This window comes from Candidatus Angelobacter sp. (assembly GCA_035607015.1).
In the GTDB taxonomy this organism is placed as follows: Bacteria; Verrucomicrobiota; Verrucomicrobiia; order Limisphaerales; family AV2; genus AV2.
The window spans coordinates 1-23,332 of the sequence record DATNDF010000493.1; the positions used below are offsets into that span (position 1 = coordinate 1).

Annotated in this window: 23 protein-coding genes; 9 read left to right on the forward strand and 14 right to left on the reverse strand. The window is 59.7% G+C overall.

The features are described from left to right. Together VN887_19650 and VN887_19655 are read right to left on the reverse strand one after the other, a co-directional pair. The coding region (locus tag VN887_19650; protein ID HXT42232.1) for a hypothetical protein at positions 1 to 1,035 on the reverse strand (1,035 nt) is incomplete at its 3' end. Then, entirely contained in the window at positions 1,032 to 1,970 is a 939-nt protein-coding gene (locus tag VN887_19655) for a glycosyltransferase (protein HXT42233.1), read from the reverse strand. The genes VN887_19650 and VN887_19655, both read right to left, overlap by 4 nt. A 146-nt stretch (positions 1,971 to 2,116) precedes the next feature. On the opposite strand from VN887_19655, the gene VN887_19660 reads away from it, so the two are divergent. From VN887_19660 to VN887_19670, 3 genes are read left to right on the forward strand one after another with little or no spacing between them, the layout of a single operon-like run. Then, positions 2,117 to 3,568, forward strand: a complete 1,452-nt coding sequence (locus VN887_19660; GenBank protein ID HXT42234.1) for an O-antigen ligase family protein — start codon at positions 2,117 to 2,119, stop codon at positions 3,566 to 3,568. A gap of 2 nt (positions 3,569 to 3,570) precedes the next feature. Further along, positions 3,571 to 4,818 carry a glycosyltransferase family 4 protein gene (locus VN887_19665; GenBank protein HXT42235.1) on the forward strand — a complete coding sequence of 416 codons (1,248 nt, stop codon included), beginning with the start codon at positions 3,571 to 3,573 and terminating at the stop codon, positions 4,816 to 4,818. Then, positions 4,806 to 5,621: a DUF2334 domain-containing protein gene (locus VN887_19670; protein HXT42236.1), complete on the forward strand. Its 816-nt coding sequence runs from the start codon at positions 4,806 to 4,808 to the stop codon at positions 5,619 to 5,621. Before VN887_19665 ends, VN887_19670 begins: the two co-directional genes overlap by 13 nt. Before the next feature lie 41 nt (positions 5,622 to 5,662). On the opposite strand, the gene VN887_19675 is transcribed toward VN887_19670, so the two are convergent. From VN887_19675 to VN887_19730, 12 genes are all read right to left on the reverse strand, one after another. After that, complete coding sequence (locus VN887_19675) at positions 5,663 to 6,814, reverse strand: acyltransferase (protein HXT42237.1); 1,152 nt, start codon at positions 6,812 to 6,814, stop codon at positions 5,663 to 5,665. Next, on the reverse strand, positions 6,811 to 8,073 hold the full coding sequence (locus VN887_19680; GenBank protein ID HXT42238.1) for an alkaline phosphatase family protein: 1,263 nt from the start codon (positions 8,071 to 8,073) through the stop codon (positions 6,811 to 6,813). Before VN887_19680 ends, VN887_19675 begins: the two co-directional genes overlap by 4 nt. Then, positions 8,070 to 8,474 carry a response regulator gene (locus VN887_19685; protein HXT42239.1) on the reverse strand — a complete coding sequence of 135 codons (405 nt, stop codon included), beginning with the start codon at positions 8,472 to 8,474 and terminating at the stop codon, positions 8,070 to 8,072. The genes VN887_19680 and VN887_19685 overlap by 4 nt, the downstream gene beginning before the upstream one ends. Before the next feature lie 22 nt (positions 8,475 to 8,496). Then, positions 8,497 to 8,820, reverse strand: coding sequence for an STAS domain-containing protein (locus VN887_19690; GenBank protein HXT42240.1), 324 nt, complete (start codon positions 8,818 to 8,820; stop codon positions 8,497 to 8,499). Further along, positions 8,817 to 10,103, reverse strand: a complete 1,287-nt coding sequence (locus VN887_19695) for an NDP-sugar synthase (protein HXT42241.1) — start codon at positions 10,101 to 10,103, stop codon at positions 8,817 to 8,819. Before VN887_19695 ends, VN887_19690 begins: the two co-directional genes overlap by 4 nt. 1 nt (position 10,104) lies before the next feature. Further along, positions 10,105 to 10,833 carry a sugar transferase gene (locus VN887_19700; protein HXT42242.1) on the reverse strand — a complete coding sequence of 243 codons (729 nt, stop codon included), beginning with the start codon at positions 10,831 to 10,833 and terminating at the stop codon, positions 10,105 to 10,107. Further along, on the reverse strand, positions 10,830 to 11,465 hold the full coding sequence (locus tag VN887_19705) for a uridine kinase (protein ID HXT42243.1): 636 nt from the start codon (positions 11,463 to 11,465) through the stop codon (positions 10,830 to 10,832). The genes VN887_19700 and VN887_19705 overlap by 4 nt, the downstream gene beginning before the upstream one ends. After that, positions 11,462 to 12,667: a glycosyltransferase family 4 protein gene (locus VN887_19710; protein HXT42244.1), complete on the reverse strand. Its 1,206-nt coding sequence runs from the start codon at positions 12,665 to 12,667 to the stop codon at positions 11,462 to 11,464. The genes VN887_19705 and VN887_19710 overlap by 4 nt, the downstream gene beginning before the upstream one ends. A gap of 221 nt (positions 12,668 to 12,888) precedes the next feature. Next, the gene (locus tag VN887_19715) at positions 12,889 to 13,518 is read right to left on the reverse strand and encodes a response regulator transcription factor (protein HXT42245.1); all 630 of its coding nucleotides are present in this window, start codon (positions 13,516 to 13,518) and stop codon (positions 12,889 to 12,891) included. Positions 13,519 to 13,520: 2 nt separating this feature from the next. Beyond that, entirely contained in the window at positions 13,521 to 15,383 is a 1,863-nt protein-coding gene (locus VN887_19720) for a PAS domain S-box protein (GenBank protein HXT42246.1), read from the reverse strand. 51 nt (positions 15,384 to 15,434) lie between these two features. Beyond that, on the reverse strand, positions 15,435 to 17,291 hold the full coding sequence (locus VN887_19725) for a PAS domain S-box protein (protein ID HXT42247.1): 1,857 nt from the start codon (positions 17,289 to 17,291) through the stop codon (positions 15,435 to 15,437). A 20-nt stretch (positions 17,292 to 17,311) separates the two neighbouring features. Continuing rightward, the gene (locus VN887_19730) at positions 17,312 to 17,794 is read right to left on the reverse strand and encodes a response regulator (GenBank protein ID HXT42248.1); all 483 of its coding nucleotides are present in this window, start codon (positions 17,792 to 17,794) and stop codon (positions 17,312 to 17,314) included. A 470-nt stretch (positions 17,795 to 18,264) separates the two neighbouring features. On the opposite strand from VN887_19730, the gene VN887_19735 reads away from it, so the two are divergent. Genes VN887_19735 through VN887_19760 form a run of 6 tightly spaced genes read left to right on the forward strand, consistent with a single transcriptional unit; the run spans position 18,265 to position 23,318 of the window. Next, a complete protein-coding gene (locus VN887_19735; GenBank protein HXT42249.1) occupies positions 18,265 to 19,224 on the forward strand; it encodes an STAS domain-containing protein in 960 nt (319 codons plus the stop codon). A gap of 13 nt (positions 19,225 to 19,237) precedes the next feature. Further along, positions 19,238 to 19,690 (forward strand): STAS domain-containing protein, encoded by a 453-nt coding sequence (locus tag VN887_19740; GenBank protein ID HXT42250.1) that lies wholly within the window; start codon positions 19,238 to 19,240, stop codon positions 19,688 to 19,690. After that, positions 19,687 to 20,097 carry an anti-sigma regulatory factor gene (locus tag VN887_19745; GenBank protein HXT42251.1) on the forward strand — a complete coding sequence of 137 codons (411 nt, stop codon included), beginning with the start codon at positions 19,687 to 19,689 and terminating at the stop codon, positions 20,095 to 20,097. Before VN887_19740 ends, VN887_19745 begins: the two co-directional genes overlap by 4 nt. A gap of 1 nt (position 20,098) precedes the next feature. Then, entirely contained in the window at positions 20,099 to 20,728 is a 630-nt protein-coding gene (locus tag VN887_19750) for a SpoIIE family protein phosphatase (protein ID HXT42252.1), read from the forward strand. Next, complete coding sequence (locus tag VN887_19755; protein ID HXT42253.1) at positions 20,721 to 22,628, forward strand: PAS domain S-box protein; 1,908 nt, start codon at positions 20,721 to 20,723, stop codon at positions 22,626 to 22,628. Before VN887_19750 ends, VN887_19755 begins: the two co-directional genes overlap by 8 nt. Before the next feature lie 3 nt (positions 22,629 to 22,631). After that, on the forward strand, positions 22,632 to 23,318 hold the full coding sequence (locus tag VN887_19760) for a response regulator transcription factor (protein HXT42254.1): 687 nt from the start codon (positions 22,632 to 22,634) through the stop codon (positions 23,316 to 23,318). Positions 23,319 to 23,332 lie beyond the last annotated feature (14 nt).

Below are 23,332 nucleotides of genomic sequence, written 5' to 3' on the forward strand. Positions count from 1 at the left end.
GAACGCTCCCGGGAGACCGAAGGTCGCCAGGTTCAGCGCGAGATTTCGCCACCCCCGCGTCTCGGGACATTTGTTGACCGGGCTGCACGCGTAATCCCGGCTGTCGAAGAAGCGGCAACCGAGCCGGCGACTCTCCAGCCAGAGCCACAATTGGAGCGCGAACGCCGACAACTCTCCGTGCTTCTTCACGAGGGCTGAATGTGATTCGTCGGAGCGATGAGGATGGAGCTTGAACGATACTCCGGAAAGATGGTGCCTTTGCACTTCGGCCAGCCAGGGCAGGTCCTTCGTCGCCTCAAGGTGCTGAAGTCGACTGTGCCGTTCGCGACAGCTCCAGTGGTACTTCCCGAACACGGTCAGGACCGCGTCGCCGAACGCCAGTTGCGCCTTGGCCAGATTCCGCCGGACAAAATCTCCGTCTTCGGACGAAAATTGCAGGCGCTCCAAACGTTCGCGCGCAAACAACAGCCCGGTGCAACGGTTCATTAACAGCCGGGTGGCCTCGGAAAGCGGGATGCGCGCGGCATCACGGTGATGTTCGCAGCCGTCCAGCAGCCCCTTCCCGCCCCAGAGTGCGCGATGTCCAACGAGCAGATCATGGTAAAACATGCTGATCGGACTGCGTCGGAGTCTCTCCGCGGACAGCAACTTGAACTCGATTTCCACTCCAGCGGATGGCGCGAGTTGTTCGCCCAACTCGTGCAGCGCGACGCGCTCGCGGCGCCCGCTGCGAAAACGGTGCCCTCGGGTCAGAACGTAAAACTCCAGATCGTTGTAGGGCCGGTCTCCACCGCCTGTTTTTAACACTCCGCCTTCTCCGCGTCCATATCCGCCGCCCAGCAACAGGCCTTCGAGATTCTGATCGGGAATCACGCGGCGAACACCCGCCAGCACCTCCCGACACGTGCGCTCAAGGTGATCTTCCAGTTCCGGGCTTCCATCCAACGTGAAGCGCGACGGCTCAAGCCGATGCCGCTGTGCCCGCTGTCCATTTTTCGTCCCGTCCGTTTGTACGTTGTCGGCGGTTGCGATCATTTGGGGGCTCTTGACAAACGGACGCCACCGGACTGCGCCCAGGTCGGCGGATTCAGCGAGCGGTCGGCGTTTTCGCGGTACGCGATCCAGCCGTCCCGGAAGCCGGCCAACCGGGCGCGGCGTTGCCCCCAGCGAATGTACGCCGCGTGAGGGAGTTCGCCCAGTCGCCGCTCGCGAAAACAAAAACTAAAATCACGCCGGACATCGTTCGCCCAACCCAGCAAAACGGTTTGAAAAAAATTGAATTCTGTCCGCCGACCGGACCAAACCGCGGCCAGCGCGCGACCTTCTCCAAAGCTCCTCCGGCAAGCCTGCTTGGGCGTGTAATTGTGGGAGTGCATCACGATTGATTCCGGCGCGTAAATTACACGATACCCCTCCGCCCGGCACCAGCGCGTGTATTCGTCGTCTTCGGAGTATTGCATTTTTTCGAGAAACCCCCGCTTCGCCCAGATGTCCTTTCGCAGCCCACTGCTGACCATGCTGAAAAAATGTTCCCACGTGCCGGATTCCCGCTTTGGCCCGAAACAGCGATCGTAGTCGCAAGCAAAAACGGCGCGGCAGTCGGGACGCGGAATCTGCCGCCCGAACACGGCGGCGGTTTGAGGGTCAAACAAAGCCATGACCAGCGGCCGCAGCCAGTTTGGTCCCTGTGGCGTGGCGTCAGCGTTCAGAAAAATGCCATACTCACTTCGCGCCAGCCTCATCCCCTGGTTCATGACACGACTGGGGTTGTATTCGTGCGGGGCGATTTGGATGAAGTGTCGCGGTTTCGCCCGGCGAATCAGTTCCACCGAACCGTCGGTGGAGCCGGAATCAATGACGGTGAGTTCCCAGTTCTTGTATTCCTGTCCCTGAAGGACCGGCAGCGTTTCGCGCAACGCCCATCCTTCGTTGAAGGACCGCATGATGATGCTGACAAGTGGATCGCTCATGTCCCCGCCGATTTCCCTGTTGAGATTACAGGGTTCCGGACAAAAAAGTATTAGGGTGTTCTACCACCGCGAGGCTTCGGTCTTCACCTACTTCCCGCCCCCCGCCGCCGGACCTAACGTCGGATCACCTCAAGCGAAGGAATGTTGTGGCGCTTAAAGACCTGATTGCCCTCTGCCTGATCGCTCTGGCGATTCCTGCGAGCGTGACGGTGTTGTGTTTCTCGGAGCGGACCAGGGATGCCGCGTTCGTTTGCATGACTTTTGGCAGCGCGATCACGGACAAGCTCGATGTCAATTTTGTCACGCGTTACTGGTACCGGGGCACAACGCGCGGCTTTGAATTCACGGTCGTTGACATACTCGCGATTGCCATTCTCGTCAGCATCCTGCTGGCGCCGCGGGCGGGACAACCGCGCTGGTTCTGGCCGGCCGGCCTCGGTGCGATGATGTTTTATTCCCTCTACTGTTGTTTCTCGGTCGCCATTTCCGACCCGAAACTGTTTGGCTTGTTTGAACTCTCAAAGGTCGCCCGCGGAATCCTCATCTTCCTCGCCGCCGCGATGTTCGTGCGCACGGAGCGGGAGCTCGGTTTGCTTGTGCTCGCCGTGGGTTGCGCCGTCTGTTTCGAGGGCGCCCTGTCCTTCCGTCAGCGCTATCTCATGGGCATCTACCGCGTGACCGGCAACCTCGATCACGCGAACAGTCTTTCAATGTTCCTCTGCACGGTCGCCCCCGTGTTCGTGGCGGCGGCAACATCGAATCTTCACCGGCTGATCCGTGTCTTTTCCTGTCTGTGCCTGGGCGTTGCCGCGGCGACCATTCTACTGACCATCTCGCGCGCGGGCATTCCCACCTTCGCTCTCGTCGTCCTGGGCGCCGCAGCCTGGTGCGTCTCCCTGCGCATCACTCTTCGAAAAATTCTCGCGTCGCTCCTGGTGTGCCTGCTGGCGGGCGGGCTGGTTTACAAATCGTGGGACACGCTCAAGGAACGCTTCACGGACTCGCCCGTCGAGACGGAGTACTCTGCGGAACAGTTTGAAAGTCGCGCTTTTTACTTCTGGATAGCGAAAGAGATTCTTTCGGACCGGTTCTTCGGTGTTGGATTGAACAACTGGTCCTGGTGGGTCAGCACGGAATACGGACCCCGGCTGGGAGTGCCCTACGAAGGTTATCCCAGCACCAACGACGCGCCGAGCAAGGAATCGCTCGCCGGCTTCGTCTTCGCGCCGCCGGCGCACAACCTCGGCGTTCTAACGGCGGGCGAACTCGGCTGGCCCGGTCTGATCGTCTTCGCGTTCGTCTGGCTGCGCTGGTTCTGGATCGGCGCCGGTTTCCTTTGGCGACGGTCGCCCGCCGCAATGCACCGCATGGGAACCGGTTTTTTATTTTCGATCTGCGGCATTTTTTTGCAGAGCCTGACCGAGTGGGTTTATCATCAGACCCAGATCCTCTTCACGTTCCATATCCTCCTGGGGGCGCTGGCGAGCCTCCGCTACGCGAAACGCCGCCACGCGAGGTCCTTGCCCGAGTCGGCCGGGATTGAGCAGGAACCCGCGGTGTTCGGGGAGGCGACTCAAATTGCTGCTTTCGCTAGATAGCCATGCGCGTCGTCCATCTGCTTAGAAAATACGACCCGACTGAATGGGGCGGCACGGAAACGGCAATCCAGCGACTCTTCGACGGTCTGCGTCATCACCGCGTAACGCCGATCGCGTTTTGCCCGCATACCGGGAAAGCCGCCGCCGACCCGCTCGCTGACGCGGGTTTCGCCATCAAACGATTCCGCGCCTGCGTGCCGGTGTGGGGGTTGTCCAGGGAGCGCAAACGCCAGTTTGTTGCTGTCGGAGGCAATTTGATGTCCTTCGACCTGATCGCCCGCCTGCTGCGTGAGCCGGAAGTCGCCGTGATGCATGCGCACACGATGGGCCGCCTGGGCGGTATTGCATTGACCGCCGCCGGGTTGCGCCGTCTTCCGTTCGTCTTGACGATCCATGGAGGATTTCTTGATCTGCCGGAACCTTTACGGGCCGGTTTCCGCAAGTCTCGCGAGGAAGGATGGGAATGGGGCCGGCTGTTTGGCGCGTTGCTTCGCGCACGGCGGGTGGTTGATGATGCTGACGCCGTCATCACGTGCAACCGAAAGGAAGCGGCATTGCTCGCGGAACGTTACCCGGGCAAACGAATCGTCGTGCAACCCCACGGTGTGCCGACGAGTCTGTTCCGCAAAGACCATCGGGAGGCCGCCCGCGAGGCGTTTCCAGCCATCCGTGACCGGCGCCTGTTGATGGCAGTCGGTCGCATTGACCCGGTGAAAAATCAGCGCTGGCTGATCGAACAGGCACGGGAGCTTTTTCAACGGCATCCCCGGGCGCTGTTGATTCTGGCCGGCGCCTGCACCCATGAGGAGTATGGCCGATCGCTCAAACACGACATTGAACGGCTGGCCCTGCAAAATCGTGTGTTACTGCCCGGCGGATTGCCGCCCGGCGATCCGCGCTTGATAGGCCTGTTTCAGTCCGCCGAGGCGATCCTGCTGCCTTCAATCTCGGAAACGTTCGGATTGGTCATACTCGAAGCGTGGGCCGCGGGTACTTGTGTCCTTTCGAGCCGGACCTCCGGCGCACTCGACCTGGTGCGGCATGGAGAGAACGGCTGGTTGTTCGATCTCGACGACGCCAAAACATTTCATGCGGCTGTTGATCGTACGTTGCTCGAACCTGAACTCAAGTCGTGCCTTGCCGCCGCCGGCGGGAAACTCGCGAGCCGGGAATACGACACAACGGTGCTCGCAGGCCGCATCAAAAATCTTTATGCCGACCTGGTGGAGGAGAAGCGATGCGCTACGTGATCCTGCGTGACGACGACACCAATGCGCTGACGCCCGTCGAATGTCTGGAACGGTTGTATCGCCCGTTTCTGGATCGTGGTCTGCCGGTCAATCTCGCGGTCATTCCCCACGTGCGAACCGATACAACGACGCCCGACGGCCGGCGCGAAGGTTTTCTGATCGCGAAAAACGGCCACGCTGAGCAGGCCCTGCCCATAGGCGCCAACCGCGAACTGGTTGATTATCTGCGAACCAACCTGGGCTACCGCATCGTGCAACACGGATGCCATCACGATTACTTTGAGTTCGACCGCGTTGATTGCCCGGAAATCAAGCGCCGTCTGGAGCACGGGCTCAGGTTGCTGACAGAAGCTGGCTTTCTCGCGCCGCAAACGTTCGTCGCGCCTTACGACAGACTGTCGCGCGCCAGCGTCAAGGCGGTGGCAAGACGCTTCGATGTGCTTTCAATAGGATGGTTCGAACTCGGCCGCCTGCCACCCGCATGGTGGCCATACTACGTTTTCAAAAAAATGCGGAAACATCCGCACTGGCGGGTTGGTCGGACCCTGCTGCTTTCCCATCCCGGTTGTTTGCTGTCCTGTCACCGGCCCTATCGGACGATGCTGGATGAGGTCAAGCGCAACGTGGAAAGCCGTCGGTTGACCGTGCTGGTGACGCATTGGTGGGAATATTTTCGGGACAACCTGCCTGATACCACCTTCATCAAAGTGCTGCACCAAACGGCCGATTATTTGAGCGCTGATCAGAACATCCGCGTGATCTCCTTCGACGACCTTGCTCAAGGCCGCGTCACCTTGAACTGAGATCGACCGCTCGACCCGCCCCCCACGAAGCGCCCAACATCCTATACTGCGGCGGTCAGTCCGGAAGCTTCCTTCACAGGAGGAGCGACGGCTGTCACCCGGCTGTGCGGCGAAAGCCTCTTTTTGTAATATGCGATGATCGGGTATTCAAAATGCCTGTAAACCAGCGACGCCGCGATGATGACCATGCTTGCGCTCAGTAAAAAGCACGGCACCGGTGATGTTCCGCCGGGCAGTTTTTTCACGAAGCTGACGACAAACATGTGGAGCAGATAGATGCCGTAGCTGACCCTGCCAATGTGAATCATGAACCTGCTGCACACCACCGGCATGCCCGGCTGAATGACGAGGGCTGCAAGCGTCAATGTCATGAGCAAATACAGAAATTGGGCGGCCCAGGAACTCTGGGTCTGCATGGAATGCGCGCCGACCCATAAGGCGATCGCCGTACCCAGGCACGCCGGCATCCACGCGCGGCCGAGGTAGCGCGCCAACAATTCATAACCGGGCCGGGTATTCAGCACGAACGCAGTCAACACGCCGAACAGGACTGGCTCCTGATAACTGAAAATCACGCGCCAGAGGGTGGAATCCACGTCAACATTGCCGAGCGTCGCGAACACGACCGGCTTGCAGATGAGCGCGACCAGCGCCGCTCCAACGACCACCCGGCGGCTGGCGAAGAACAACAGCAACCCAAACACGAGATAGAACTGCTCTTCCACGGCGAGTGACCAGGAACAGAAAAACGGACCCTGTGTTGCGGTTGCCAGCCAGTTGCTGTAATAAAACAAGTAAGAGGGCAGTTTCTCGACGAAGAGCGCCTGGTTTTCCGGTGTGTACTGTTTGAGCCCAAAGACCAGCAGGGCCTGCAGGCACAACACCAAGTAATAGAGCGGCAGCAACCGGAGCGCGCGCCGGCCGTAGAATTTCCAGAGATCAATCCTCCCCGTCCTCCGTTCTTCCCGCAGGAACAGGGTGCAGATGAGAAAGCCGCTGATAACAAAAAAAAAGGACACGCCGTAACGGCCGTTTTCCTGAAGCGTATGCAGGACGTGTTGAGCGGGGTAGCGCGGGACGTGATGAAGAAGTACCAAGAGGATGGAGACGGCCCGCAAACCGTCCAGTGCGTTGAAGTACGAGCTGGCCTGGAAGTCATCGAAGCTGTTTACGCGGGCGGTCGGTTGCTTCATGACGGCTCAGGTTTGAGTTCGGCTTTTGGGCCTTCACCGATTGCGCCGGCTGGGTTTTCCGCGTCGAAATCAAGGCAGTCCGAATCCGCCCAGGGTCTTCTGTTTCTCTCCCTCGCCAGTTCAGCATCGCGGGTCATCAGTCGGAAGATGTCCGGGATGGCCTCGATGTCGCAGGGGATGTCCGGCTGGTTGGTCAGCAGCGCGGCGTAGCTTTGCTGGTCGGCGGGGTGATAGCCGTGCATCGCCCGAATCGGACGTTCGCCCATGTGGCTCGGCACGATCAACACGCCTTCCTTCACCAGAAAAATCAGTTCACCGAAATAACGGTCGGGAAAATAGGCCCTCAGTTGCTTCAATTCGGCGTCCGGCAGAATCCGGCCCTGGGAGACCCCGCGCAGAGACTCGACGATTTCCTCCCGAGCGTGGTCGTTGAAGAACCAGAAACGCGCCATCGTAGAATCGTACACCACGGCATAATCGCGCCCCATTTGCGCGTCGAGCTCCTCGATCCTGGACTTGAGGTCGAGCAACTCGTCGCAATTGGCCATGCCGTGATCACTGAACACATAGAGGCGTACTTCCTTGTAATGCTCGCGCGCTGCAGCCGTGAGTTGTTCGATCCATTGCTCATACTGCCGGAGTTTGGACGGCACGTCCGGCGATTGATTGCCAACTCGGTGCAACAATCCGTCCAGTTCCGGCAAATAAACGAAGGCAAAATCGATCCGCTCGGAACGAATATCGGCGGTCACGGCCCGCAGATTCTCCGGTTCGCTCTTCGCCGGATTGCTCACGTGGTACGGAATCGCGCGCAGTTCCAGAAAGTCGAAAATGTTCGGCCCGCGATTCATGCCACCCGGCTTGAGCGGGCTTTTCTTTTCCGTGAAATCGAACAGCGAGATGTGTTTGAAAGGAATGTTGTAGAGATCGAAGTATCCGCGAAACTTGAGTTGCACCCTGACAAATCTGCTCAACCAGCGCCGGAAAATGCGGCGGCCGGTGACCGCCCGCGGCAGCCAGCGGAGCGGACGCAGCGACTGAAACGGCGATTTGCCGGGGTCGTAAACGAAGTAACACCAGTTGCGGTGTTCATCCGGCCAGCCGCCGGAAAGGATGGAAGGCACGCACGCCGAGCTGTAGCCAAAAACCGATTTGAGCCGTTTGCGATGCGGCGCGATGCGGTTGGCGAAAGGGTCGTTCCTGATGATCTCCCAGCCGCAGGCATCAATGAATACGAACAGTGGCAGAATGTTTTTCATGACGCACGGTTTGATGGCAGCCGGCCGGAACGATCCGTTGAAACAAGACGGCGGATTTCACCTCGCAGGCGGGTTGGACTATACGGCTTGGTCAGGATTACATCCGCCCCCGAAAACTCCGCCTCCCGGCTCATCAGCTCATCCGCACTGGAGGTCAACACGATGACCGGAATGTCGCGGGTCGTCTTCTCGCGTTTCAGCCGGCGCAACGCAGTCAGGCCGTCCATTTTCGGCATCATGGCGTCGAGGACGAGCAGGTCCGGCATTTCCCGCAGGGTCGTGTCAACAACTTCATGTCCGTCGCGCGCCTGAAGCAACTCATAACCTTCCTCTTCCAACTGGTGCCTCAGGAAGCGGATCATGTGCAATTGATCGTCCGCCACCAGGATTCTCGGGGCCATAGGCAGGGTTCTCCGTGGCCGGTCACGCCGTTGCCGCGACTTCCTGGCATTTCACCACCTCGAGTACACGGTACAACCGGGTTAACTCCAGCATCTGCAGCGTGGGCGGCGTGGGATTGAGCAATCGCACGACCCCTTCACGCGGCGCGGCCAGTTTTCGCAGGGCTACCAGCGTCCCCAGACCACAACTGTCGAGGAAGGTCATCTCGGAAAGGTCGATTTCGATGTGCTTGACCGTGGGAGCCATCGCCTGCCTGACGGCGGCATGAAAGGCGGGGCCGTTGGCGGCGTGAAGTTCTTTGACGCCGAATACGCGCATTGTCTCTCCCTGATGCTCTATCGTCATAGTCGATTATCCGTTGAGATTCGTTTGAACACTCGAAAGCCAAGGACACGGCCGAGAATCGAAAGGTCGAGACGCCAGTTTGCACGCATCGCGTAAAAACTCGCCAGCACGCGCGCCTCCTGGCCGAGCAACTCCGCGCACGCTTCGGCGTCGGCCAGCGAAATCAACCCGATGGGAGCCTTCAACCACAGCCGATCGAAGTGGCTGGTGAGTGTGACGGCAGCGGCCGGGCTCAGGGGACGATTACCGACCCAGGCGAATTCGCCGCGCGCGACTTTCCACAACTGCGGCCAGCGCTTCAACCAGCCGGCGACGGCGGTGAATTCGTGGTACGTCAGAACCTCAACCGCCGTCGAACTGCTCGCCGGGGAAGGGCGGACGGCCGCGAGCGCCCGCAGCGAGCGCGCGCCGCGCAGCCAGGCCATCAACACCGCGTAGAACGCGCACGGCAGCGTCAACAGCATTACGGCGACCGCTGTTGCGCGGCCCAGCCAGCGACCGGTGCCCGTCCTGACCACACGCTCGTCCAGCGGGGACAGAAGGAAGGCGTCTGGCACGTACGTGCATGAGCCGTTTTGCCAATTAATGAGCGCACGGCCCAACGCCACAGAATGTTTCACCTCAGTGAATTCGCCCACGTAGGTTTCGCTTCCCACGATGCTCTCGGTGACCTCCGCATCCGCAGCCACCACTGTTCCGTTCTCTAGAACCGCGCCCGGTCCGACGACCGACCGCGGCCCGACGAGGACATTTTCTCCGATCCAGCACGGGGGCTGCAATTCGGCGTCGGGAGACACACGGCAGTGCATGCCAATCCACACGTCCGGTTTCATGGTTCGCACGCCGAGTCGGTCGGGAGCCGAGGCCGCCTTCGGCAGCCAGCATCGGACTGCGGAAAAAAAATCCGCATAACTGGCAAACAACGGGCGGTCCATCGCGCCGGGCAACGAGTCCATTACAATCACGTCGTCGGGTTGGGCGGGCCAGCCAGCCCCCTCGTTCACGCGGTACCTGGCGCGCGCCTCGTCCGGCGTCAGTTCACGGTCTTCCGGGATCAGTTCCACCTTCAACTCCCAACGCACGCCGTCACCCAACCATGCGCGGATTTGTTCCGGGCGGTCAGAGGCGAGCAGACGCACCTCGCGCACTCCCCGGTCAACGAGGTGATCGAGCCAGTATTCCAACAACGCCTTGCCGAGGATCGGCATCAGCGCCAGGGGCGCGCGCTGCGCCAGCGCGGCCACCGCGGGTCGTTCGCCCGGACAAATCAGAACCGCCTTCATCTCAATACGCACCTTTCCCCGACAAGACGGCTGGGACGGTCTTCAACAGGATCTTCAAGTCGCCCCAGAGCGTCTGGCTTTCGATGTACTGAACGTCGAGTTCGACCTGCTCCGGAAAATCGATTTCGGCGCGGCCTCCGATCTGCCAGAGGCACGTGATGCCGGGCGTCACCATCAAACGACGCCGTTCAGCGGCCGAATACATCGCCACCTCGCGCGGCACCGGCGGACGCGGCCCGACCAGCGACATGTCACCCAGACAAACGTTGATCAGCTGAGGGAGTTCATCGAGCGACAGACGGCGCAGCCATTTGCCGACCCGGGTGATGCGCGGATCGTTTTTCATTTTAAAGGTGACGCCTTCGCGGTGCTGGTTTTGTGCCAGCAGTTCCTTCAACCGCTGCTCCGCGTCCACGTACATTGAGCGGAATTTGAACATTTTGAAATGACACCCCCGCCTGCCAACGCGGGTTTGTGTGAAGAACACCGGCCCTCCATCCTCCAGTTTGATCAGCAAGGCGACCAACAGAACCAACGGACTCAACAGGAGCAATACCAGAACGCTCGCAGCGGCATCGAAAGCGCGCTTGATCCACGACGTTCCCCGGGTCAGGCATCTCCAGGCCAGGCGTTTCAGCCGGACGTACCCGTTGAGGCGGAAGCGTTCAAGAGGTGACTGGAGCGCAATGAAACGCTCCATCAACACGACATCGAATTGAGGGGTGGTCATAAATCCTTTCCGGAGTTTTTCAGGGTTTTCAACAGGTCAACGAGCTGGAGCACGCGATCGGATTTGGGCGGACTTTCCAGAATAAAGTGCGCCCACTTCGCCTGCAGTGCGACATGCCGCTCGTGCATGGGCGCCACGGTCTCCCAAAACTGCTTGCGCACCGACTCATGGCTGCGTCCCCGCTCGGCGGCGTCGCGGCTCAGGCGCCGGGCCAGCCGCACGCGCAAAGGACACTCGATAAAGACCCGCAACGAGAAGCACACCCGCACCGACGGACGCAGGAGCAACCAAAGGCCCTCAACGATGTTGAGTGGCCGGGGATGAAACGTCTCCCGTCGGGCCACCTGCGTGTGCGTCGCGAAATCGTAGCGTGGCATGCGGAACGAGCGTCCGGCCCGGCACGCTTTTAGAGATTTCTCCACCAGCGGCCAGTCGATGGCGCTGGGGTGGTCGAAATTGATCCTTTCGCGCCGGGCGGGCGGCAGATGCGAACGGTCGAGGTAAAAATCATCCAGCGACAACCGCCCCACGCCGTTGCCGACCGACTTTTGCAAATGATCGGCGAGCCATGTTTTGCCCGAGCCGCTGCCGCCGACGACGGCCACCAGGCGTGTATGGATCGGGGATTTCATGCCGTGACTCCGTTTTGCGTCTCGGCTGCCACTCGGGTGAAAAGATCCTCGAGGCCGGAAATGTATTTCGAGAAATTGTATTGTTCCGAGACCAGTTGCCTTCCGCGTTCACCCATTTGCCGGGCGAGCGTCTTGTTTTTCAACAGTTCTTCAACGCGCGCCGCGTAAGCGGCCCGGTCCATCCACGGGACGAGGCAGCCGTTCTGGCCGTCGAACAGCCATTCCTTGATGCCACCCGCATCAAACGCCACAACGGGCAGTCCGTGGCGCATTGCCTCAATGCCCACCATCCCGAACGGTTCCGGCCACACCGAACTCACAACCACGACACTGCACTCGCGATGGTAATTCCTTTGTTGGTCCGGCGGGACATACCCCTTGAATTGAACGCGATCCGCCAGCCCCAGTTTGCGGCTCAACTGTTCGCAGAAAGGCCTGTGGTTGCCGTCGCCAAGTATGACGCATACAAACGGAACACGAACAAGGGCCAGTGATTCGAGCAGCACATCCACTCCCTTGCCGCGGACGATCTGGCCCGCATAGACGATGAGGTTGCGGTCGCTAAACGAACTGTGAAGCGCCGGTTCGTGATGAGGAGGCACCGGCGGATGCAATTCGATTCTGTCGGGCGCAAAGCCGTTGTGAACCAGTTCCTCCCGCATGTAGTGCGAATTGACGATAAGCCGCTGAAATTTCCGGTTGAGTCTGATTTCATTTTTCTTCGATGCGTAGCCCACCCACTTGAGCGGAAAACCCCCGTCCCGATTCCGCGCAATAACCGCGCCGCACGGAAAAACGCAGAAGGGGGAAACCGGCCGCGTACAAATCTGCCGGCCCGGGTAAAAATACTTGTAGCTGCGCATGCAACACAACTCATGGTCATGTACCATGCGAATCAGCAGCACTCCGGAGGAAACCAGCGCCGTAAGCGCGTCGAGATCGGCCAGTTTATGCACATAGGCCAGGTCCGGCTGGAAGCGCTCAAGCGCGGTGTTGACCGCGAGAAAGGAGTTATCGTCAGTGGCCAGCGCGAACCGCTCTGTAAAGGTTTCCTCCCAGTCATCCTCGCCCTTCCGCGTGCCCGGGCCATGCAGAATGGCCACCGCGTGGCCGCGGCGCCTTAATTCCCGGGCGGTGACTAGCAAGTTGACCTCAGCGCCCGCCCAGGCTCCGAATCGTTCATGCACAAAAAGTATTCTCATTTTCCCGTCGGGCACAGACCGTTTCACAAACTCTCCGCGACTCCCCCGATTCGCGCCTCGGAGCCAGACTGGTCGCAGATTCGACTGTCACGAAAGTGTCACACGCCTGACGGATGTTGAAGTGGGTCTAGTCCTAGAAGGGACATGGGGACGATACCCCAATTGAACAGGAAGCATTGCGTAGTGATGCTAACCCCGGACCGGGCGGAAATGAGCGTGGCTTACTCCACCACCTGGTTTTTGATGGCGTAATGGGTCAGTTCGGCGTTGCTCGACATGCCCATCTTCTCAAGGATGCGCGTCCGATAGGTGCTCACGGTCTTGACACTCAGTGAAAGCTCGCCTGCGATCTGGCTTACGGTTCTGCCCGAAGCGATCATGCGCAGGACGACAAACTCCCGATCCGACAATCGTTCGTGGGGAGGCTTGGGAGTGTCGATGGCCAGATACGACGCCATTTTTTCCGCGAGCGCCGCGCTGACATAACGGCCGCCCACCAGGACTTTTTTTATCGCTCCCACCAACTCCTCCGGGGCGCTCTCCTTGGTCATGTAGCCGGATGCGCCGGATTTGAGCACGCGCACGGCGAACTGGTCCTCGGGATGCATGCTCAACACGAGGACCGGGAGTTTGGGTTTCGCTTCCTTGATTTCCTTCAAAGCTTCCAGGCCGCTCCGGCCCGGCATGGTGATGTCAAGCACGACGGCGTCCCAGTTTTCTTTTCGGATGGATTCGAGCGCCTCGCGTGCGTTGCCGGCCTCGCCAAACTCCGCCTTCTTGAATTCATCTGCCAGAATCTGCTTCAGCCCGCGGCGCACCACGGCATGGTCGTCTGCAATCAGGATTCGCATGGTCAGGTGGCGGTTCTCTCCCCGGGCCGCGCAAGTGGGATGCGCAGGCCGACAGTCGTTCCTTTGCCACGCCGGCCGACGATGGTGACTTCTCCATCGAGCATTGTGGCGCGTTCGCGCATTCCAAGCAGGCCGAGTGATTTCGCTCCGGAAAGATCGCGCGCAGCGACGCCACGCCCGTTGTCTTCGACCCTCAGGATCAGCCGGCCGCGGCTGGCTTCGAGTTTGATCTTCACGCGCGTGGCGTTGGCGTGGCGGACGATATTCGTGAGCGTTTCCTGAAAAATGCGGAATACGGCGGTGGCACGATCCGGACCGAGGCGCGCGTCATTCAAATTGGAGGAAAACTCGCACTTGATCCCGGTCCGTTTTTGAAAATCCTGTATCTGCCATTCAATGGCCGCTTCCAGACCCAGATCGTCCAGCACGCCCGGCCGCAGCTCGGTGGCAATCTTGCGGACGGTGCTGATGATCGCGTCCACGACATCGGGCATTTCGCGGGTCTTTTGCCGCAACGCGCGCAACGACAGCGGGTGATTTGCCTCGGAGAACCTCTTCTGCAGCCAGGCGAGATCCATCTTCAGACCGGTCAGCGCCTGACCCAGTTCGTCATGCACTTCGCGGGCAATGCGCGTGCGTTCTTCCTCCCGCACGGACTGCAAGTAGGCCGCCAGCGCGCGTAATTGTTCGCGCGAATCCATCAGTTCCTTTTCGGCCTGTTTCAGGCCCGTGATATCGCGCGTGACCTGCGCGTAGCCAAGCAGACGGCCGTGGTCGTCGCGCAGCGCCGTGATGATGACGTTCGCCTGGAAACGCGAGCCATCCTTGCGCACACGCCACCCTTCATCCTCGGAGCGCCCCTGAATCTTCGCCAGCTCGATGTTCTGCTTTGGCCTGCCGCGCCGCGCCTCCGTCGCAGTGTAGAACCTTGCCAGATTCGCGCCGAGAATTTCGTCGGAACGGTAGCCAAGGAGCCGCTCCGCGCCGGCGTTCCAGCTCGCCACACACCCTGCCGGATCGAGCATGAAAATCGCATAGTCCTGCACGCCCTCCACGAGGAGGCGGAATCGTTCCTCGCTTTCATACAAGGCCCGTTCGGCCCGCTGTCGCCCGCTGATGTCGCGAAAGGTCAGCACAACGCCGGTGACGCATCCCGTCGCGTCGCGAACGGGCGCGGCACTTTCGTCAACGGGTGTTTCGGCGCCCTTTCGCGATATCAACAAGGCACGATCAGCGGACCCGGCCACAATGCCTTCCAGCAAAGCCTGGGGTGCCAGGCTTTCCAATTTCTCGCGCGTTTCCGGATTCACGGTCCGATATATTTCGCTCAAAGGCCGGCCGGCCGCTTCGGGAGAGTCCCAACCAGTGAGCCTTTCGGCTTCCGAGTTCATAAACGTGACGCGCGCCTGAAGGTCTGTCACCAACACGGCATCGCCAATGTTTTTGAGCGTGGTGACAAACCAGCGCTCGATGCGCCGGAGCCGTCGTTCCATTTTATATTTGTACAATGCGATCTCGATCGTGGAGTGGAGGCGCTTTTCCTCGATCGGTTTGAGGAGGTAGCCCAGCGGCTCGGTTGACTTCGCCCGTTCCAGCGTCGCGTCGTCAGCCTCGCCTGTCAGGTAAATCACGGGTACGTTGAATCGCTCCCGAAGGACTCGCGCGGTTTCGATTCCGTCCGTCTGACCCTTGAGGCGGATGTCCATCAGCGCCAGATCCGGACGCACCAAGGCTGCCTGTGCCAGCGCCTCTTCACTCGTGTAAGCCAGGGCGACAACGTCATACCCAATGCCTTTCAGCCGGTCCTGAATGTCCTCGGCGAGGAGACTCTCGTCTTCCACGACCAGAATGCGCGCCTTATCCATACCCCGTGCTCTTTGGTTTCAAGGTATCGTGAAGCGACCGGACAGGCCCGCTTATTTTTTCTGACTTTCCGGTGGTCCGTGGATCGGGATACACACACCCACGGTCGTGCCTTTGCCCTGCCTGCCGATGATGTTGACCTCGCCATCCAGCATCGTGGCACGCTCCCTCATGCCCAGCAATCCAAGTGACCGCGTGCCCGACATTTCACGTCCGGTCATGCCGCGCCCATTGTCCTGCACTTCGAGAATAAGTCGGTCGTCCTCCTCCCTCAATTGAATGTTCACTTCAGTGGCCTCGGCGTGTCGGACGACATTGGTCAGCGTCTCCTGGAAAATGCGGAACACCGCCGTCGCACGGTTTGAATCGAGATCAATTTGCTTCAAGGCACAGCGAAAACGGCATTTGATGCCCGTACGCCTCTCAAACTCCTGAACCTGCCATTCCACCGCCGCTTCCAGGCCCAGGTCATCGAGCACGGGGGGGCGCAATTCCGTGGCGATCTTGCGCACCTTGCTGATGATGGCGTCCGCCGCGCCGGGCAGGCCCTTCACCTTTCCTTCAAACCGGCGCAGGTCGTCCGTATCGCTAATCTCGGCCATTTTCTTCTCGATCCAGGCGAGGTCCATTTTCAACCCGGTCAGTGCCTGACCCAACTCGTCGTGAACTTCTCGGGCGATGCGGGTTCGTTCCTCCTCCCGGACAGATTGCAGATATGCGGCCAGCGCGCGCAATTGTTCCCGCGAGTCGCGCAACTGTTTTTCGGCGCGTTTGCGCTCCGTGATGTCCCGCACGAAGCCGGTGAACATTGCCGGACCTTCGAGATTGACCCGCGTGACCGTCAGTTCCACAGGAAACTCCTTGCCGTCGGCGCGCACACCTTTCGTCTCTGTCCGTTTACCCAGCATCGAGGCCTGGCTGGTTGCGACATGCCCGTGCAATTCACGGTGATGTTTGTCCGGCGACGCAGGTGGAATAATGATTTGCCCGAGGTCCCTGCCTGTCACGTCGCCGCGTGCGCGGCCGAACATTTTTTCCGCAGCCGGATTGAATTCGATGATTCGTCCCTGGTCGTCGATGGTGATGACGGCGTCGAGCGCGGAGTCCAGAATCGCGCCTTTGCGCGCCTCGCTTTCCCGAAGCGACCGCTCCGCCTCTTTGCGCGCGCTGATATCCTGAAGACTTCCCTCATAGTAGATCGCCTGTTCGTGATGGTTGCGGATGATGCGCGCACTGACCTCGGTTCGAATGATTTTTCCGTCGCGGCGGTAAAACTGCGCCTCGAAGAAGCGGACGACCCCGGACTGATTCAAAGACTCCAACAAGGCGCGCCGTTCCTTAGCATCGGCGAAAAAGCTGGTCACCTTTACCGCCAGCAGCGTCTCCCTGCCCGGATATCCGAGCATTTCAACAAGCGCCGGATTGGCGTCCACAATCCTCCCGTCGTGCGCAACTCGAAACAATCCCACGGGTACGTCGTCGAACAGGCTTTGATACCGCGTCTCCGCCTGCCGCAACGCACGACGTTGCGCGCCCCGTTCCCATGCGAGAACCGCCGCAGCCGCCAGGCGTGGGTAGTGCCTGGCGGACTTGAGAACATAATCGTCCAACCCAGCCTTCATCGCTTGAACGGCGACTTCCTCATTGCCGGAACCCGTGAACATGATGACCGGACAGTCCGGCCAGCGGACTTTGACCGCCACCAAGACGGTGATCCCGTCAGTCCACCGCAACTGGTTATCGGTAACCACCAGATCACAGGCGCCTGACGCAAGCGAATGGGAAAGTGTTTTCGCGTCCGTGACCGGCAGGAAGTGAGCATTCGGGAATTCCCGTCTCAGCTCCCGCATTGCCAGGACGCGATCCTCGGGATTGTCGTCCACGATCAATATGTTCAAGAGGTCGTCCACGGGTCCGGTTTTGGGTTGATTTACGAGACGAGTTGCAAAGGTACCGACGCTGTGTCCGGCCGCAGGTCGGGGCTGTGGTTCAGCCGCCCCCAATATGAGTCGAACGTTTTGACCAGGTCGATCATCATTTCAAAATCCCCCGGTTTGACCGTATAGGAATTGGTTCCAAGGTCGTAAGCCCGGTCAATGTCCGCACTCTGGTTGGAAGAAGTCAGCACGACGACAACTAATCGCCGCAAGCCCGGTTGTTGTCGGACCCACGCGAGCACTTCGAATCCATTCTTGCGCGGCATCTTCAGGTCCAGGAGCATCAAGCTTGGCTCGGGGAAACGCGTTGTGTCCGCGAACTTGCCCTGCCTGTCCAGATAATCGATTGCCTCCTGGCCGTCGCGCACCACGAATAAGGGGGTCTTCAAATTGGCCTTCTGAAACGCCCTCTGCATCAGGAAGACCTCATTCGGGTCATCTTCCACCAACAAAATATTATATTCCGGGATGTTCATGACTTGTTCGTTCCCACCGCCGTCGATCCGGCGCGCGTGTCCACATCACCCATATTTACCCGGTTTTCAAACTGGTTACACCATCTTCGCCTGGCAGCTCCGACAAGAGCCAGTCCGCCGTCCTGCTGGAGGATGTTGCCACGCGCACTCATGCATTCGCTTGTCCAGATTTCGTTCACAGCCAGCTGTAGAATACCTGTCGACTCACCGTAACGTCAGTAGGTGAACACCCGAAATGCCCCAAGGTAGTCTACCCCTATCGCACCCATCCTTTGTAGGAACTCTGCCCACCGGTTGGATCGAGAGAATGACAGGTATGGAATCTAACGCCAAAAAAACTCACCTCCCGCGTCGGATTTATCTAACTCGCGTCCCAAAAGACCCGGACTTGATATGGGGTAAAACCCTACCTACAATATGCGGCAAACGCCCTATTTCTATATGCAGGGCACACTCTATAGTCCGTAACGATGGAAGCCAAACAGTCAAGCAAGCAGGAGGTGGCCATGAAGTCAGCAGCCAAACGCAAAGAAAACCACAAATCCCAACTTACCGACATACATCCCCCGGAAACCAGCGCTGCGCTCCTGCGCGAACTGGTGGCGCACCTGCGCCAGAACCGCACCCAACTCCGCGAGGAGTGGGCCCGCCGCATCACTGACGCACAACTGCTCATCGCGATGAGCAAAGAGGAAATCTTCTCCGAGGCGACTTCGGTGTATGACAATTACGTCGAGGTCCTCGAAACCGGCAGCGTCGAGGCGCTGCAAGCGTACGCGCGCAATCTCTCCGAACGCATCATTCCGCGCGGCGTCGAAACCCACGAGGTCCTTGGCATCGTGCTGCTGCTGCGCGATGTGCTCGCGCGGTCGCTGTTCAAAAAATACCAGGCCGACTTCGAGCTGCTCAACCGCGTGCTCGACGCCTACGAGCCCGCAGCCAACCGCATCGCCAATACGGTGGGGGTGAGCTTCGTGCAGGAGCGCGAGCGTATCATCCGTCAACAGCAGGAGGCGATTCGCGAGTTGTCCACGCCCGTGCTGCAGGTGCGCGAACGTTTGCTGATTCTGCCGATCATCGGCGTCATCGACGCCCAGCGCGCACGCCAGTTGACTGAACAATTGCTGCGCGGTATCCGCCAGAACCGCGCCAAAGTCGTGGTGATCGACATTACCGGCGTGCCGACGATCGACTCGACCGTGGCCAACCACTTGGTCCAAACCGTCGAAGCCTCCCGACTCATGGGCGCCAGCGTCATCATTACGGGCTTGTCGTCGGAAATCGCCCAGACGCTGGTCACTATTGGCGTCGATTTGAGCAAGATGAACGCGGTTGGCGACCTGCAAGGCGGCATCGAAGAGGCCGAGCGCCTGCTGGGCTACAAGGTCATCATGACCGGGGAAGCGAATCTCGCGGAGCAACCCGCGTAACCAGCCTCAGCCTGTGCATGTTCCAATTCTCAAACAGGGCGACTACCTGATAGCCACCATTCAGTCCGTGCTGTCGGACGCCGATTTGTTGCAATTGCGGGACGATCTTGCCGACCGCGTCGGCCAGTTCCGCTCGCGCGGCGTCATCGTCGATGTGACCGTGCTGGACGTCATTGATTCCTTCGCCACGCGGACACTGCGGGGTGTTGCGCACATGCTGAAGCTGCGTGGGGCGGAAACGGTCATCGTCGGCATTCAACCGGACGTCGCGTTTGCGATGGTACAGTTGGGGCTGACACTGGAAGGTGTGGGCACGGCGCTCGATCTCGAAGAAGGGCTGGCGTTTCTCAGCTCCAGAACCAAGCGCGGCGGCGGTGTCTGGCGCTCGACGACGCCGGTTCCTTCCTCGAAACCCAAGGCGCCACCCGGGTCGCGGGGCAAGGGAGGCAGCGGCCGCCATCAATGAACGCCACGGGCGAGGAATTTTGCGTGCCGATCAAATCGGCGGCGGACATCGTTGTCGCCCGCCAGAAAGGGCGGGCGTTGGCGGTGTCACTGGGATTTGCCGGGAGTGACCCGACCGTCATTGCAGCTGCAATCTCCGAAGTGGCGCGCAATATTGTCAATCACGCCAAGCATGGAGAGATCGTGCTCGCGGGAATCCACGACAGCGGCCGACACGGCATTCAGATCCTTGCCCGCGACGAGGGACCGGGCATTCCAGACGTTGAACAGGCGATGCAATACGGATTTTCCAGCGGCAAGGGCATGGGCGTCGGACTGCCGGGCGCAAAATGGCTGATGGACGACTTCGACATCCAATCGCAAATCGGCAAGGGGACGAAGGTGACGATGCGAAAATGGGTCCATTGACGTGAGCACGACCCTGATTCATCGAAAGCCGTTTATCGAGTGGGGGGTTGCCTCCCAGCCAATTCCCGGACAAACCATTTCCGGCGATTTGCATCTGGTCAAGACGTTCGGCCACGGTGCTCTTGCCGCTGTCGTGGACGGACTGGGGCACGGTGATGAGGCGACTGCCGCTGCCAGGGTCGCGGTAGCCGTCCTTGGGGAAAATGTGGATCAGTCCGTCATTACGCTCGTCAAGCGATGTCACGACGCCCTGATCAAGACCCGGGGTGCGGTGATGACCGTCGCCTCGTTCAACGTGCTCGACAGCTCGGTGAGTTGGCTGAGTGTCGGTAACGTCGAAGGATTCTTCATGCGCTCGGACACGAAGGCCACCCCGCCGTCTGAATCCGCCTTCCTGCGTGGCGGTGTCGTGGGTTATCAGCTGCCGGCCCTGCGTGCCAGCGTCATTGCGGTTTCGCCGGGCGATGTTCTGGTGCTGGCCAGCGATGGCATCCGCAGTGGTTTTGAACAATGTGTGATCCCGACGGATACTCCTCAACAAATCGCCGACCGGGTCATGGGGCAACACTTCAAAGGCAACGACGATGCCCTGGTGTTGGTCGTTCGCTTCCTCGGAACGAGCCATGAATGAGTCGTTGCAAAAGTTTTCCGGGCAATATCAGACGGCCCTGCAAGATTACCTCGCGGACGAAGGCGAGGAATCGTTGCACGAAGCCTACGAACTTGGACGGCATGCCGTCGCCGAGGGTTTGGGCGTGTTGGACATTGCCAAAATCCACCAGCAAGTGTCGCTTGCACTGCTGATGCCTGCGTTCGCCTCGGGTAAAGGCAAGAGGCAGGCGCATGCGGTGGAAGGCTTTCTCATGGAAGCCCTGTCGCCGTTCGAAGCGCACCACCGCGGTTTCCGCGAGGCGAACGCGCTGTTGCGGGAATTGAACGAGACCTTGGAACATCGAGCGGCTGAACTCGCGGCCACGAACCGCGAACTGAGCCATGAAATCACGCGACGCAAGGCGTCCGAGGAGATGTGGAAACGATATGAATCCATCGTCAACACGTCGCGCGAATTTCTCACCCTGGTCGGCTCGAATTACCGTTACGAGGCCGCCAACGACGCCTACTGCCAGGCGCACCGCAAGAGCCGCGAAGAGATTCTCGGTTCCTCGGTGGAGGACGTTTGGGGTGGCACCGCCTTCTGGACAATCATCAAAGGCCACCTGGATCATTGTTTCAGCGGCGAAGAGGTGCATTACCAGGCCTGGTTCGAGGTCGCCGCGTTCGGGCGCAGGTTTTTTGATGTCAGCTATTATCCGTACCAACAGAAGACGACCGTGACGCACGCCATCGTGGTCACTCGTGATGTAACCGACCGTTGGCGGGCCGAGCGGGCGCTGCGGGAAAGCGAAGAACAGTTCCGCACTCTGATGCACTCGGCCATCGACGCCATCATTCTGGCGGACAGCGACGGTCGCGTCATCGCCTGCAACCAGGCGGCCCGGACGATGTTCGGGCGGGCACGGGAGGAGATTGTCGGCCACCCGCTCGGCCTGCTCGTGCCGGATGAACAACGCGGCGCCCGTGAGTCCGAAATCAACCGTATCCGGCAAGACGAACCGACGCGACTAATCGGCAAGACGGTAGAGATGCACGGTATCAGAAAAAACGGAAATCAATTCCCGATCGAGCTGTCCCTCGCGTCGTGGCAAACCGAAAGCGGCCGGTTCTATTGCGGCATCATCCGTGACATCACCGAACGCAAACGAGCCGAGGAAGCGCTCCGAAAAAGCGAAGAACACTACCGCACCCTGTTCAACGAGGCGAAGGCGATGCAAGAGAAGTTGCGCGTCCTTTCGAGCAAGATTCTCCACGCCCAGGAAGAGGAGCGGAAACGGATCAGTCGCGAACTGCACGACGAGGTCGGCCAGGCGCTTACGGCCATCAGTGTGAACCTGCAGCTGTTGAAGCGGAAGGCAGCGAAGGCGGACGACGGACTGGACGCGACTGTTGCTGAAACCCAAAGCATCCTCGAGCAGACCATGCATAACGTCCACCGTTTCTCCTATGAATTGCGCCCGGCCATGTTGGACGACCTCGGCTTGGTGATCGCGTTGAGGTGGTACATTAAAGGGTTTGCGAAGCGGACTTCCATCAAGGTCAACTTCCGTGCCGACGCCGGAGTGGAACAGCTTCAAAACGAATCGAAGACCGTCATTTACCGGGTCATCCAGGAAAGCCTGACCAACGTTTACAAGTATGCCGACGCCGAACGCGCTGCCGTGCTCATCCGCTGGACCGGCGACGGCGCCAGGCTGACAGTCAAAGACAACGGCAGAGGGTTTCAACCCGACCAGTTGGACCTGAGTTCGAGGGAGAAGAGCGGCCTCGGCCTCATGGGCATGGAGGAACGCCTGCGCCTGGTCAACGGACAGTTCGCGGTCAAGTCGGCGCCCGGCAAGGGAACGACGATCCGCGCGCTGATCCCGTTTCAACCCGAAAGCGACAAATCCCGCTCAATCAAACCAGGAAGCTGACCTATGCAAAAAATAAACGTGTTTTTAGTGGACGACCACACCGTGGTCAGACAGGGCCTCCGCGCACTGCTGGAAGCCGAGGAAGACATGAGCGTTGTCGGCGAAGCCGAAAACGGCCGGCAGGCCGTGCAAATGGTCAAACGCCTGCAACCAGACGTGGTTGTGATGGATATCGCCATGCCGTCACTCAACGGATTGGAGGCGACACGACAGATCAGTCGCGACAATCCCAAGTCCAAAGTACTCATCCTGTCTTCGCACAGCGACGATGAATATGTGCAGCAATTGACCGATGCGGGGGCATCCGGTTACCTCGTGAAGCAAACCGCCGCGCAGGATCTGGTGGCCGCGATCCGCGAAGCCAGGAAAGGCAACGCCTTCTTCAGCCCGGCCATTTCAAAACGCCTCCTGGAACATTACCGCGCTTCAATAGGGAAGCCCCCGAGCGACAGGAAATCACCCAAGCTTACGCCCCGCGAATTAGAGGTGCTTCAGCTAATTGCCGAAGGATTCGCCAACAAACAAATTGCAGGCGAACTGTTCATCAGCATCAAAACCGTTGAGAAACATCGGCAACAACTCATGCATAAGCTCGACATCCACGACGTGGCCGGACTTACGCGCTACGCGATCGCGAAAGGAATCATCGAAACGTCGAGAGGTTTCGGAAGCCAACAACCGGCGGCCTAGTCCGCTCCTGAACG